This window comes from Acinetobacter lwoffii (assembly GCF_019343495.1).
Lineage (GTDB): Bacteria > Pseudomonadota > Gammaproteobacteria > Pseudomonadales > Moraxellaceae > Acinetobacter > Acinetobacter lwoffii_P.
Genome location: NZ_CP072549.1, coordinates 2,276,518 through 2,290,072, shown reverse-complemented (window position 1 = coordinate 2,290,072; position 13,555 = coordinate 2,276,518). Strand labels below are relative to the sequence as shown.

At 44.6% G+C, this 13,555-nt stretch carries 12 protein-coding genes; 5 read left to right on the top strand and 7 right to left on the bottom strand.

Translation table 11 applies throughout. The features are described from left to right. Nucleotides 1-134 precede the first annotated feature (134 nt). The 3 genes from J7649_RS10795 to mhpT all read right to left on the bottom strand — a co-directional run bounded on the left by J7649_RS10795 (nt 135) and on the right by mhpT (nt 3,340). Nucleotides 135-1,082 (bottom strand): bile acid:sodium symporter family protein, encoded by a 948-nt coding sequence (locus J7649_RS10795; protein ID WP_219307958.1) that lies wholly within the window; start codon nt 1,080-1,082, stop codon nt 135-137. Nucleotides 1,083-1,208: 126 nt separating this feature from the next. Beyond that, nucleotides 1,209-1,838: a bifunctional nicotinamidase/pyrazinamidase gene (gene pncA, locus J7649_RS10790; protein WP_219307956.1), complete on the bottom strand. Its 630-nt coding sequence runs from the start codon at nt 1,836-1,838 to the stop codon at nt 1,209-1,211. 296 nt (nt 1,839-2,134) lie between these two features. Continuing rightward, nucleotides 2,135-3,340 (bottom strand): 3-(3-hydroxy-phenyl)propionate transporter MhpT, encoded by a 1,206-nt coding sequence (gene mhpT, locus J7649_RS10785; protein WP_219307954.1) that lies wholly within the window; start codon nt 3,338-3,340, stop codon nt 2,135-2,137. A gap of 724 nt (nt 3,341-4,064) precedes the next feature. On the opposite strand from mhpT, the gene dapA reads away from it, so the two are divergent. Genes dapA through purC form a run of 3 tightly spaced genes read left to right on the top strand, consistent with a single transcriptional unit; the run spans nt 4,065 to nt 6,340 of the window. Further along, the gene (dapA, locus tag J7649_RS10780) at nt 4,065-4,964 is read left to right on the top strand and encodes a 4-hydroxy-tetrahydrodipicolinate synthase (RefSeq protein ID WP_004281249.1); all 900 of its coding nucleotides are present in this window, start codon (nt 4,065-4,067) and stop codon (nt 4,962-4,964) included. 14 nt (nt 4,965-4,978) lie between these two features. After that, nucleotides 4,979-5,584: a hypothetical protein gene (locus J7649_RS10775; RefSeq protein WP_004281248.1), complete on the top strand. Its 606-nt coding sequence runs from the start codon at nt 4,979-4,981 to the stop codon at nt 5,582-5,584. A 36-nt stretch (nt 5,585-5,620) separates the two neighbouring features. Beyond that, nucleotides 5,621-6,340, top strand: a complete 720-nt coding sequence (gene purC, locus J7649_RS10770) for a phosphoribosylaminoimidazolesuccinocarboxamide synthase (protein ID WP_219307952.1) — start codon at nt 5,621-5,623, stop codon at nt 6,338-6,340. Between the two features lie 302 nt (nt 6,341-6,642). Here the strand turns inward: purC and J7649_RS10765 are convergent, their stop codons facing one another. Beyond that, nucleotides 6,643-7,917, bottom strand: coding sequence for a replication-associated recombination protein A (locus J7649_RS10765; protein ID WP_004281246.1), 1,275 nt, complete (start codon nt 7,915-7,917; stop codon nt 6,643-6,645). 263 nt (nt 7,918-8,180) lie between these two features. Between J7649_RS10765 and J7649_RS10760 the strand changes: the two genes are divergently transcribed. Then, complete coding sequence (locus J7649_RS10760) at nt 8,181-10,319, top strand: putative bifunctional diguanylate cyclase/phosphodiesterase (RefSeq protein WP_219307943.1); 2,139 nt, start codon at nt 8,181-8,183, stop codon at nt 10,317-10,319. A gap of 19 nt (nt 10,320-10,338) precedes the next feature. Here the strand turns inward: J7649_RS10760 and J7649_RS10755 are convergent, their stop codons facing one another. Further along, complete coding sequence (locus J7649_RS10755) at nt 10,339-10,791, bottom strand: YcgN family cysteine cluster protein (RefSeq protein WP_005105303.1); 453 nt, start codon at nt 10,789-10,791, stop codon at nt 10,339-10,341. Nucleotides 10,792-10,983: 192 nt separating this feature from the next. Here J7649_RS10755 and J7649_RS10750 point away from each other — a divergent pair, with 192 nt between their 5' ends. Further along, entirely contained in the window at nt 10,984-11,142 is a 159-nt protein-coding gene (locus tag J7649_RS10750; RefSeq protein ID WP_004647174.1) for a DUF1328 domain-containing protein, read from the top strand. Nucleotides 11,143-11,267: 125 nt separating this feature from the next. Here the strand turns inward: J7649_RS10750 and murJ are convergent, their stop codons facing one another. Continuing rightward, nucleotides 11,268-12,818 (bottom strand): murein biosynthesis integral membrane protein MurJ, encoded by a 1,551-nt coding sequence (gene murJ / locus J7649_RS10745; protein WP_219307941.1) that lies wholly within the window; start codon nt 12,816-12,818, stop codon nt 11,268-11,270. A gap of 60 nt (nt 12,819-12,878) precedes the next feature. Then, entirely contained in the window at nt 12,879-13,469 is a 591-nt protein-coding gene (gene ampD, locus J7649_RS10740; RefSeq protein WP_219307939.1) for a 1,6-anhydro-N-acetylmuramyl-L-alanine amidase AmpD, read from the bottom strand. Nucleotides 13,470-13,555 lie beyond the last annotated feature (86 nt).

The following is a 13,555-nucleotide window of genomic DNA, read 5'->3' as shown; positions in this document are numbered from 1 at the left end:
TGAGGGGCGATCTTAGGCAGACTTCATGACACTTATGTTACAAAGTTCGATAAATCCATATAAATTAATATTTTAATTTTTAAAATTATAAAAAATCATCCTCTGGCTTGTTGGGCGCTGTCATCAAACTGCAATTAGGTGTCTGTTTTTTCAGTTTGTCTGGCCGCCCAATAAGTGGCTAAAGCTGGCCCTGAAATATTATGCCACAGGCTAAAAATGGCGCTTGGCAAAGCTGTCATTGGAGATGCAGCAAAATGGGTCGCCGCCAAAGCCACACCCAGACCAGAATTCTGCATCCCCACTTCAATGGATACCGCACGACAGTCTATTTCTGCTAAGTGAAATATACGGCTGGCCCAATAACCCAGTAAATAGCCCATACCATTGTGTAAGGCCACGATCCCTAAAATCATTAACCCGGACTCCAGAATCTGGGTTTTGCTGCCAGCAATAATCGCCGCGACAATTGCCACAATTGCAATCACAGAAATTAACGGCATCACCTGAATATAGGCCGTGACTTTTTGTTTGAGTAGCGCCCGTACGATTAAGCCCAGAATAATCGGGAATAACACCACCTGTAAGATCGACACCAGCATCGACCAGGCATTGATCTCAATCCACTGACTGGCCAACACATAAAAAATGGCTGGGGTTAGAATGGGAGCCAGTAAGGTAGAAACCGAGGTACAGGCGACAGACAAGGCGGTATTGCCCTTGGCCATATAGGTAATCACATTGGATGCCGTTCCGCCCGGACAGCAACCCACCAAGATCACCCCGATCGCAATTTCCGGTGGCAGCTGGAACAACTTGCACAGCAAAAAGGCCAAGCCAGGCATCACCATAAACTGGGCGACGACGCCAATCGCTACCGCTTTCGGACTTTGCAGGACACTTTTAAAATCGCCTACCGTCATGGTCATCCCCATGCCGAACATGATGATGCCCAACATCCACGGAATATAAGCCCGTAACCAGACAAAAGCTTCAGGGATCATCAAGGCAATGCCGGAAAAAAGCACCACCCATAAAGCAAAGGTTTTTTGGACAAATTGGCTAAACTGGAGCAAGGCTGACATGGGTTTCATCCAGGTGACATTAAGGGAGAAAAAGTAAGATAAAACAGGCATCCGTTGATGCCTGAATTTTTATATTTAAATATAAATAAAATCAAAGGAATATTTAAATTCTATCCCTATCCAGCTTTAAGCGGCTTGAACGATATCTTTCACATAGATACGTTTTACGCCATGCGACAGCATATCCTGCCAGGCATGTTGCAAGGAACCATTCAGGTCAATGCCCTTGGTGGCATCGGCAATCACATAGGTTTTAAAGCCCAGTTTGCAGGCATCGATTGCGGTCCAGGCCACACAAAAGTCCGTGGCAATCCCGACCACGAATACCGTATCAATCCCACGTTCACGCAGATAGCCAGCAAGACCCGTCATGGTTTTCCGGTCAGCTTCCATAAAGGCCGAATAACTATCGATCTGGGAATGAAAACCCTTACGAATGATGAGTTGTGCTTGTGGCAAATTTAAATCTGGATGCAATTCGGCATCCAATGTTCCCTGCACACAATGCTTTGGCCATAAGACCTGAGTGCCATAATCCAGCTGAATGCTGTCATAGGCTGCTTTACCGGGATGGTTGTCTACAAAAGAGATATGGTTATCAGGATGCCAATCTTGAGTCAGTATAATATGCTGGAAATGCTGTCCCAATAGATTAATATTTGGAATAATCTGGTCAGCATTGGCTACAGCTAGATTGCCTCCCGGGGTAAATCCTCTCTGTACATCCACGACCAGTAAAGCGACATTATTCTGCATCTGTTTTCATCCATTGAAATCTCGATTTATGCCCAAGCATAGCGCAAAATACCTCAGGATTTTTAGCCCTGCTGCTAAAAATGGTATGACTGTGTATTCTCAGCATGCGCATATGAGCAGATCAATAGATTCATTATTTTTGACAAAAAAGGATGGGTTCCGAGCTAGATCTCTGCAAAAAAATAAGTTTTAAAATAAAGTGATGAATCTTTCTAATAATAAAACAGTGTATTTAATTCTTAAATTCTGAAAATAAAAAAAGCCTGCAAAAGCAGGCTTTTTTAAATCTTGGAACATTACACTTTAGTGCGGTTTACCAGGAACAGCATACATAATGTAGAGATGATGATACATGGGATCGCAGCAGTAATAACCCCCGCAGCACCAAAACCTGCTGTCAATAACTGACCGGCAATGACTGGACCCAGCATGGCACCGATACGGCCAACTGCAGACGCAACACCAACACCAGTACCACGCACTTCTGTGGGATAAACGATACTACCGAAGGCATACAGTACACCCTGACAGCCAATCACGAAGGCACCGGCCAATGCGGCTGCCATATACATCTGGTTCAGCGAGCTTGCGCCATTCAGCGCCAACAGACCTGCCAGAATACCGCCGTACATCAACAGGATCACATAGGCTTTCTTCCAGCGGTCGGTCAGCATACCCAAAATAATCGTACCAATCGTCGCTGTCACCATGAAGTAGAACTGTGCGGTTGAACCATCTTTACGTGTGAAACCAAGTTCCATAAACAATGATGGCAGCCAGCTCAACATGATGTAAACCACCATCAAGGTAAAGAAGTAGCTCACCCAGATACATAGCGTACGTAACAGGTTGTCCGAATTAAACAGGTCCTTGAATGAACCCTGCGATGCAACAGCAAGTTCTGCAGCCGTTTTGTTCTGTGCTTTCAGGTATTCCTTCGATTCAGGCAAAAATAGCATCATCAACGGAATGGCAAAAATCGGTAACAGGCCACCAAGATAGAAAACATTTTTCCAGTTGGCGCCAAATTCAGTCGCCGCAATCAAAGACAAAATCGCTGCACCGACTGGCATACCGCAGTACATCAAGCCGACTGCACGGCCACGGTTTTGTGGAGAGACTGCTTCAGAAGCAAGTGTGATCAGAATTGGCATCGCGCCGCCCAGACCTGCTCCAGCCAGGAAACGCACTGCCAGCAAGCTGTTAAAGCTATTGACCCAGACGGTACATAAGGTAAATACAGCAAATACTGCTGTCGACCAGATCAAGACTTTCTTACGGCCAATGCGGTCCGCAAATCGCCCACCAACCAGTGCACCCGGTAATAAACCCAGAATCCCTGCACTAAAAAACACACCCAACTGGGAACTATCGAGACCAAAATGCTCACGAATACCTGCAGCAGCAATTCCGGCTGCCTGAATATCTAAGCCTTCAATCACCGCAATCAGAAAACAGATCGCGACCGTGACGATAGCATGCTTATTGTCTGATTTTTCCATTGGATTATCCTTGTTCAATCAGCGTTACAAAAGACAGCCATCATCTATGAGCCTGATTGCAGAAATAACTATCAATAAGTTGAACGTTTTGCTTAGATATTCCCAAAGGAGTAGAGGCAGATAAAAATAGGATAAGACCAGATAAAGTCGCAAAAACACTTAATCAGAACACCATAAAGTTCAAGACTTAGACTTTAAGGCTTATACATCAAGTTAAAAAATTAACCGATAAGAAAAAAAATTCTCAATTTATTGATATTTAAAAAAGATTAGTCTTAGTCGTTTTTGGCTTTATTTGTTTTGGTGCGAGAGTGCGATCAAGATGTACGAGGTCTCAATTTATCCAATATAACTATTAATCAAAAATTAAAAGGCATAAAAATGGCAGTTTTCAGCTGATCTTTTTGCACAAGCCTTATCATTATTGGGTTCATTTGGGGTAATCTCCTCCATTGTCTAGACTGGAGACATAACTTTGGTCTCAGGATTTTGCTTTATAAATCATCTTATTTATTACTTGATTGTTTCCAAAAGGCTTTGTATAAAGAATTCAGTAGCTTTTACTAAAGCATATTGTTCTTATGCGTTTGATCAGTCATAATTTGCATAAGCAATATTCAATTCAATGCAAATCTATTGAATTTGCTATAAATCAAAATACAAATCCATCCCAATTTATGTTTTCTCATTCCTTTCGGATGGACAAATAGGATAGTTTTTTAAAATGACTCAGCAAGCACAGACCATTCAAGGTTCCATAGTCGCAATCGTCACCCCTATGTTTGAAGATGGCAGCGTAGATTGGAAGGGTCTCGAGAAGCTGGTTGAATGGCACATTGCAGAGGGCACCAACAGTATTGTCGCCGTTGGAACAACAGGCGAAGCCTCTACTCTCAGTATGAGTGAACACACCCAGGTGATCAAAGAAATCATTCGTGTGGCCAACAAACGTATTCCTATTATTGCCGGCACAGGTGCAAACTCGACCCGTGAAGCGATCGAACTGACCCGCGAAGCCAAAGAGCTGGGGGCAGATGCCGCTTTACTGGTGACGCCATATTATAATAAACCGACTCAGGAAGGCTTGTATCAGCACTATAAAGCTATTGCTGAAGCCGTTGATCTTCCACAGATTCTTTATAATGTTCCGGGCCGTACCGGTGTGGATATGGCCAATGAAACCGTGATTCGCCTGGCGGATATTCCACAAATTATCGGTATTAAAGATGCGACTGGCGATGTACCGCGCGGTGCTGAACTGCTGCAAGGCCTTGTCGGTAAAGATATGACTGTTTATTCGGGTGATGATGCAACTGCGTATCAACTGATCGGTCATGGCGCCAAAGGTAATATCTCGGTCACGGCGAACGTGGCTCCGAAAGCCATGAGCGAAGTGTGTGCAGCTGCGATTGCCGGTGATGCAGCCACAGCTGAACAGTTAAATGCTCAGGTTGCAAATTTACACAATATTTTATTTTGCGAATCGAACCCAATTCCTGTGAAATGGGCACTCCATGACATGGGCTTAATTGGTACGGGTATTCGCCTTCCATTAACACCACTTGCAGAACAATATCGCGCTCCGCTTCATGAAGCACTGGTCGAAGCGGGCGTTATCAAATAAAAGAGCACAAGATTATGCAATTACGTTTAGGACTTAGCCTTACACTTTCAGTATTCAGTTTGGCAGGTTGTAGTTCAATGGCCTTTAATAACGGCACTTTAGACTATAAAGAGACTACTACCCTGGAAGCTTTACAATATCCTGAAGGCGCCATGGTTCGTCCTGCAACGCCATTGTATCCTGCTCCAACAGTTGATCCGCTTGCAATTGAACATGCACCGAAGCTTGAAAACCAGCGTGGCAACCGTTTTGCCTTGCCACGCCCACAAGCCCAGACTGAAAACTCAAATACAGCTGATCTAACCGAAACCAATACGGTGGGTCGACCACAGTTGGTCACTGACGGAAATCTTAATCCGCTGCTTAAAATTGAGGGAAATTCTGCTACAATTTGGCAATATACACTTGCCACCCTCAGCAGTCTGAATCATAGCATCGTTGCGCAGAGCAAAAATCGTTATGAAGTCACGATTAAGGTTGATCAGCAGATCTATGTATTAAGATTATCTTCTGTCGGTTCAAGTAATAACCTCGCTGTGTTCAATGCCGATAACAGTTTTGCCGACCGTGAAAAGGCTGCAGAACTGCTCAACCAGATTTACCAAAATTGGCCAGCCTAGACATTTCTAGGCATTTTTTTTGTAAAAGGTTCCCTCATGTTAAAACAAACCTTGCTCTATACTGGTAAAGCGAAATCTGTCTACACCACAGACAGTTCAGACCATCTGATTTTAGTCTTTCGCGATGATGCCTCAGCATTCAATGGCGAAAAAATTGAGCAACTAGATCGTAAAGGCAAGGTGAACAACCGTTTTAACGCCTTCATTATGGAAAAACTGGCAGAAGCGGGAATTGAGACCCACTTTGAAAAGCTATTGACTCCAAATGAAGTGCTGGTAAAAAAACTGGATATGATCCCGGTTGAATGTGTGATCCGTAACTATGCAGCAGGTTCTTTATGCCGCCGCCTGGGTGTGGAAGAAGGCAAGGAACTGACTCCTCCAACATTTGAATTGTTCTTTAAAGATGATGCGCTTGGTGATCCAATGGTCAATGAGTCACAAGCCATTGCTTTAGGTTGGGCAACTGCTGAACAATTGGCGAAAATGAAAGAATTGACTTACCAAGTGAACGACGTGCTTAAAGCATTGTTTGACGCAGGGAATATGATTCTGGTTGATTTTAAGCTTGAATTCGGCGTGTTCCACGACCGTATCATACTTGGTGATGAATTCTCTCCAGACGGTTGCCGTCTATGGGACAAAGACACCAAGAAAAAACTAGATAAAGACCGTTTCCGTCAAGGTTTAGGCGGCGTAGTTGAAGCCTATGAAGAAGTAGCTGGCCGTTTAGGTATCAATCTAGACAACATCTGATCTGTAAATGCGCAGATTCGAAAAAACCGAGCTTTTTAGCTCGGTTTTTTATTTCCGGCTTTTAATCGGAAAAATAAATTTTTATTATTAAAATGATCGTTTTTACATCAAAAACTATATGCATTAATATTATCACATACCAGGCAAATCAGTGAGTTGACGCACTTTACTCCATATTTTCCGACCAAATTTCTCCTCTACCCTCTAGGATGTTATCTCCCTCAAAAACATCCTACTTTCAGCCCAATTCGCCTTGAATTGGGCTTTTTTTTAATCTGTTCAATTAGTTGGGATACCCAGCTTTATTGCTGCTGTTGTTGCTGTTGCCAACGGCGTTGCTGTAAACGCTCCCCTTCAACTTCACGTTTATTACGTGCTGATTCATACAGTTTGGTATCTTTCAGTTCTGGCGGCATATATTCTTGTAGCACAAAATGCTCAGGATAGTTATGCGGATACAGATAATCCACGCCATAGCCCTGCTCTTTCATCAGCTTGGTCGGTGCATTTCTTAAATGTAAAGGTACAGGCAGATTTGAGGTTTTGTCTGCAAGTTCCATCGCCTTGTTAATCGCCAGATAAGTACTGTTACTTTTGGCACTGGTCGCCAGATAAACCGCACATTGTCCCAAAATAATCCGACATTCTGGCATGCCTACCGCTTGCACAGAACGGAAACACTCACCCGCCAGCAACAAAGCGTTCGGATTGGAATTGCCAATATCTTCAGATGCGGCAATCAGCATACGCCGTGCAATAAACACCGGATCTTCGCCGCCTTTGAGCATGCGAGCCATCCAGTACAAGGCTGCATCCGGATCACTGCCACGAATTGATTTAATAAAGGCCGAGACCAGATCATAGTGCTGTTCACCGGACTTGTCATAACGGGCAATATTCTGCTGTGCGACTTTGACCACCACCGCATTGGTGATGATATTTTCCATATCCGCTTCAAAGGTACTAGCAATCAGATCCAGTAAATTTAGCGCCTTGCGGGCATCTCCTGCCGCGAACTGGATCAGGGCATCAAATTCTTCAATCAGGATATGGCGTTCCTGTAAAAAAGAGTCATTTTGTAAGGCTTGTGTCAGCAGAGTCTGAATCGATTCAGCGCTCAATGCATTCAGGCTATACACCTGACAACGTGACAATAAGGCACTATTCACTTCAAAAGACGGGTTTTCCGTGGTGGCGCCAATTAAGGTAATTTTCCCCTTCTCGACCGCATTTAACAGTGCATCCTGCTGGGATTTATTAAAGCGATGAATTTCGTCAATAAACACCACTGGCGTCAGCAAATCGCCACCTTCTGCAATGATTTCACGCAGCTCTTTCACGCCGGTATTCAGTGCAGACAAGCTGATAAAAGGCCGGTCTACCGCTTGAGCCAGCAGTAAGGCAATGGTGGTTTTTCCGACTCCGGGAGGTCCCCAGAAAATGATCGAAGGCAGATGCCCCTGATCAATCATCTGGCGTAAGGGCGCCTGCTCACCCAGCAAATGTTCCTGCCCGATAATCTGTGTAAGGTCGCGTGGCCGTAAGCGTTCTGGAAGCGGGATATGACTATCTGACATGTTATTATTGGCTCAAACTAAATTCTGATCTCATTCTAACATCAGCAGTTTTGATTCCAAGAATGCAAACATCAAGCATAAAAAATTAATTTATGTAGATATCCTCTATTTTTTTAATTCTGAATGAATTAATCTCTATAAAAGCGAATAATTTGAACATGATTAATTGTGAATTAATTACAGTGTAATTTTCATATTGTTTATTCTAATTAAAAGAAACTTATCTCGCCCCTTGGGCACTTTTGGGTTGTAGTGGTGAATGCATGAAGCATGATAAATTTGAACAGGGAGCTGTGAGTCGGTCTAAGCCACTGACGTCATCATCACTGATTGCACCCCACGTTCACTTGTCTGAATCGGTTTTGTTAAAAAATCTGATCGATGCCTTACCGCAACCCTTGTGGGTCAGCAACAAAAAACATCTGCAATATTTTAACGATGCCTTGACTGATTATCTTGGCGTGAACCTGAATGAACAGGGTCATCCGCAATGGCAGAGCTTTATTCATGCAGAAGACTTGCAGCTGTTTTTAGCGCAGTGGCATGCTGCGCTGGATCAGCATCAGAACTTTGAAACCCAGTGCCGGATTAAACGCAGTGATAGCCATTATCGCATGTGTACCCTAGCGGTAAAATTTCATCATGAACCTGAACATTTGCTGCAATGGGCCGTTTCCCTGACTGATGTGCATGATTATTTTGAAATCCAGCAACAACTTTCTCAAATCGTTTCAACTCAGGAAAATATGCTGGATGCCAGCGCAGACTGCATTAACATTATCAGTCCTGAAGGTGAGATTCGGCATAGCAACCAGTCTGGCTGTCTGGCACAAGAAAATGAGACCACAGAACAAGATCAAGACCGTTCATTGTGCTGGTTAAATCGCTTAACCCCTGAAGCCCGAAAATCCGGACAACGTGCTCTGAAACAGGCTGCCCAAGGCTTAAACAGTCGTTTTTCCAGCAAAATTCAGATCAAAGATCAACCAATCCAATATTGGGATCATCTGCTCACCCCGATTCTGGATCAGCAGAATATTACCCAAAATATTCTCTGTGTATCACGCAATATTAGTCAGCAAAAAATCGCAGAAACCCGTTTAAAAGAAGTGATTAAACGCGATGAACTGACTGGCCTGTATAATCGCAGTACCTTCTATAAAACCTTTAAGCAGGTGCTGTTAAAGGCCAAACAACAGCAGACCATGGCAGGTTTACTGCTGATTGATCTGGACTATTTCCGGCATATTAATGACACCTTGGGCCATATTGCCGGCGATCATCTGTTACATGTCTTAGGCAAACGCTTCCAGACTTGTTTCGGTCCGAATACCATCATCGCCCGTTTGGGTGGTGATGAATTTGTTGTACTGGTCAAAAATTTGGAAAGTGAAGAGCAACTGCTGGCAACGGCGCAAATGGCCTATGCCCAGCTAGATCAGCCCATTAATTATGTCGGCAATAGCATCAGCAGTGCCATGAGTATAGGCTGTGCCATCTATCCACGTGATGCCTTAAATACCTCGAATCTGCTGAAATGTGCCGATATCGCCTTAAATGACCTGAAAAATAGTGGTCGTGGTGGCATCCGCATGTTTAATCAGGAAATGTGTGGATCACTGGAAAATATGACCAAGCAGCTGACTCTGGCACGCAAGATTATTCTCGCCGATCAGATCATTCCCTATTACCAGCCCAAGGTCCGTCTTTCTGATGGTGCAGTGATCGGTTTTGAAGCGCTATTACGCTGGCAAGATCAGAATCAGAACATTCAGTTACCTTCCGAAATTTTTGGTGCCTTTCAGGACTATGAGCTGGCCTCACGCATCAGTGAGACCATGCAGCTGAAAGTTTTCGCCGACATGAGCCGCTGGCAGGCACAAGGTCTGGATCTGTTACCGATTTCAATCAATGCTGCACCGGTTGAATTCCTGCGCGATGACTATGCCGAAAAACTGTTGGCACGCCTGTCCAATTTCGATATTCCGGCCCACAAAGTTGAACTGGAAATTACCGAACAGAGCCTGTCCGAGCATGGTGCCAATTATGTGGTCCGTGCCCTGAACCTGCTGAAACAGGCCGGAATCCAGATTTCGCTGGATGATTTTGGCACCGGACATTCTTCGCTGACCCGTTTACAGGATTATCCGGTCGATTGCATCAAGATTGACCGCAACTTTGTAGAACGCATGAACAGTGACCCATCTGCCCTGGCCATTGTCAAAGCCATTACCCAGATTGGCTCCAGTATTGCACTGGATGTTCTGGTCGAAGGAATCGAGAATACAGAACAGCTGGATACCCTGATCCATTGTGACTGTCAGATAGGACAAGGCTTCTATTTCTATCGTCCGATGGCCGGTGCTTCGGCCCAGGCTCTACTCCATCCGGCAGATCAATAAACGAATCACGCAGGCAGATTCAACGCACCCAGCGTACGATATAATCTTCAATGTCGTCTTGATGAATATCTGCTTCACTCAGGCAGCGCCCTGCTGCCGACTTGCGTGCCTGAATCACGCTTTCTCGTGAACCGCTAATCAGATAATGCCAGGATGGCAGGCTTTTGCCCTGCTCTACCCGGCGATAGGCACAACTCGAAGGCAACCAGTGAATCGTTTCCAGCTTCTCTGGCGTGAGCTGAATACAGTCAGGCACATACTGCAAGCGATCTGGATAATTGGAGCAACGTGCAGTGCTACAATCCAGCAGCTTACATGCCACTTTGGTATAGGCGACTTCCTGAGTATCTTCATCTTCCAGTTTAATCAGACAACACAACCCACAACCATCACATAAGGCCTCCCACTCGACTTGCGTCAGTTCAGCAAGTGAATAGTTTTTCCAGAATTCGGGACGTAAAGTATCGCTCATGATCGGGCCGGAATATTCAAAAATCAGCTGATTATAACAGCCAGAACCCTGCAGACCTACTGTCTCAAATTTTTATTGTTATCACGTAAACTATTGTTAAATCAGAGACAGTTCATCAACACAACACTAACAGTTGCTGGAATCGTTTATTTCTATACTAAATTTGAAAATAAAAACACATGGAGAATATATATGTTTCGCTGGGCTATTATTTTTGCTGTTATTGCATTAATTGCGAGTCTACTTGGTTTCGGTGGCGTCGCAGGCTTGTCTAAGGATTTTGCAATTATCTTGTTGGTAATTGCGGTGATTCTTGCGATCGTTGGTTTTCTTTCGCGCGGCAAGGTCTAGATTTACGCTAGACCTTTTCAAAGCAAGTGTTAGCTTTCAAAAAAAACAAGAGCCTTCTGGCTCTTGTTTTTTTATGGGTATTTTAATGATCTGTTTTGATCAAAAATACTTCTTTTAAGATGAACTTAAGGCTTTAAATGACGTGGTCTAAAACCTGCCACCAGCAAGGCTGCAACATACGCTACCACACCGACAACACATAAGATCAATACTTCTACCACACGCATCCATTGTGATACATCTGCGTTATACCAACTCAGGGCATAGGCCAGAGCTGCAATCATCACCACATTGGCAAACATGAATTGCAGGAAGATTTTTTTCCAGTGCGCCCCAAAACGGAAAATATCACGCTTATGCAGATAATAATAAAGCAGACCAGCATTGACCATCGCTGAACCTGTCGAGGCCAGCGCAAGGGCCATATGCTCCGCTTCCCAGTCAATCAGCTTGAACAAGCCGATAAAGATCACGTTCAGAATCGCATTGGCTGCCACAGCCATCAGACCGACACGCACCGGGGTTCTGGTATCCTGCTTTGCATAAAACCCGGGCGCAAAGACTTTAATCAACATAAAGGCAATCACACCACCGCTCATACATTGCAGCGCCAAAGCCGTCATCTGGGTATCTTCAAAGGTGAACTGGCCACGTTCAAATAGAGCTTGAATAATCGGGGTCGACAGCATAAATAGTGCAATACTGGCGGGTAGGCCAGCCATCACAATCACTTTAGCTGCCCAGTCCATCATGCCACGGAATTTTTCCGGATTTTGCTCGGTATGCCGTGCCGATAAGGACGGCAAAATCACGGTACCAATTGCAACACCGATCAGACCCAGCGGCAATTCGGTCATACGCTCGGCACTATACAGCCAGGATACCGAACCATCCTGCATGAATGAAGCCCAAATGGTATTTAACAATAGATTAATTTGCGTGACAGATACACCAAATAATGCCGGTAGCATCAACTTCATGATACGATCTACGCCTTCGTGCTTGAAGTCAATTTTCGGTGGAATCAGCAGGTTTTTACGCCATAATTCAGGAATCTGGATGGCCAGCTGTAAAATACCGGCAATGATCACAGCCCAGCCCAGCGCCATAATCGGCTCTGCCATATACGGCGTGAGCCAGAGCGCTCCGGCAATCATCGCCACATTCAGCAAGACCGGTGCAAATGCCGGGGTACTGAAAGAGCCATAACTGTTCAGAATACTGCTGGCAAAAGCCGTCAATGACATAAACAACAAATAAGGAATGGTCAGGCGAAACATGTCGGTCGCCAGGGCGAACTTTTCAGGGTCACTATGGAAACCGGGCGCATAGACATACATGATCAATGGCGCAGTAATGATCGCGACCATGGTCAGCGTCGTCATCACTGTCGCCAGACAGCCAAACACCCGGCTAATCAAGATCTGGACTTCGGTATGCGTGCGACTGGTTTTATATTCAGTCAGTACCGGAATAAATGCCTGTGAAAATGCGCCTTCGGCAAATAAACGCCTGAAAAAGTTTGGAATACGAAATGCGACTACGAAGGTATCGAAGTCTTTACCAGCACCAAAGACATTCAGTAAAACAATATCTCGAACCAATCCCAGTACGCGTGACAACATGGTCATCGCACTGACAATGACGGTCGAACGCCAAAGCGCCATCCTATTCACCTAATGTATAAATTTGTGGCTATTGTAATGAAACTTTTGTCAGAAGTTCATTGCTTAATTTCATCGCTCAAGCGAGCTTGAGGTGTTTTTATAATGCTGTAACTGTGCACGAAAATCAGCCCAGTTAAAATACGGTCCTGGATCGGTCTTGCGACCCGGTGCAATATCTGAATGTCCGGCAATATGCTGCTGAATCTTAGAATAATGCTGTTGCAGACAGGCCGTGACGTTTACCAAGGCCTGATATTGTTCAGTTTCAAAAGGCAAGTCATCACTGCCTTCCAGCTCGATCCCGATCGAATAATCATTACATTCTTTTTTGCCCAAGTACGTCGAGCGGCCGGCATGCCAGGCACGATCATTAAAATTGACAAATTGCAGCACTTCGCCAGACCGTAAAATCAGCAAATGGGTCGACACCTGCATCCCTTCAATGGTTTGAAAATAGGGATGTACTGACCAATCCAGCTGGTTCTGAAAAAACTGTTCAATATAACCACCGCCAAACTGTGAAGGTGGCAGGCTGATATTGTGAATCACCAGCAATTGAATCTCGGTCTGTTCTGGCCGCTGATTAAAATTGGGAGACGGGATTTGACGTGCACCGATTAGTTGCCCGTCCTTGACCTGAAACTCAGCTGCCTGTTGCATAAAACCGTTCTCCCCAAAAATAAAATCTGCAAGATCAGCATTGCAGCCGGCTTCATGCTAAAACTTTCAAGGAGAAATCTCAATTC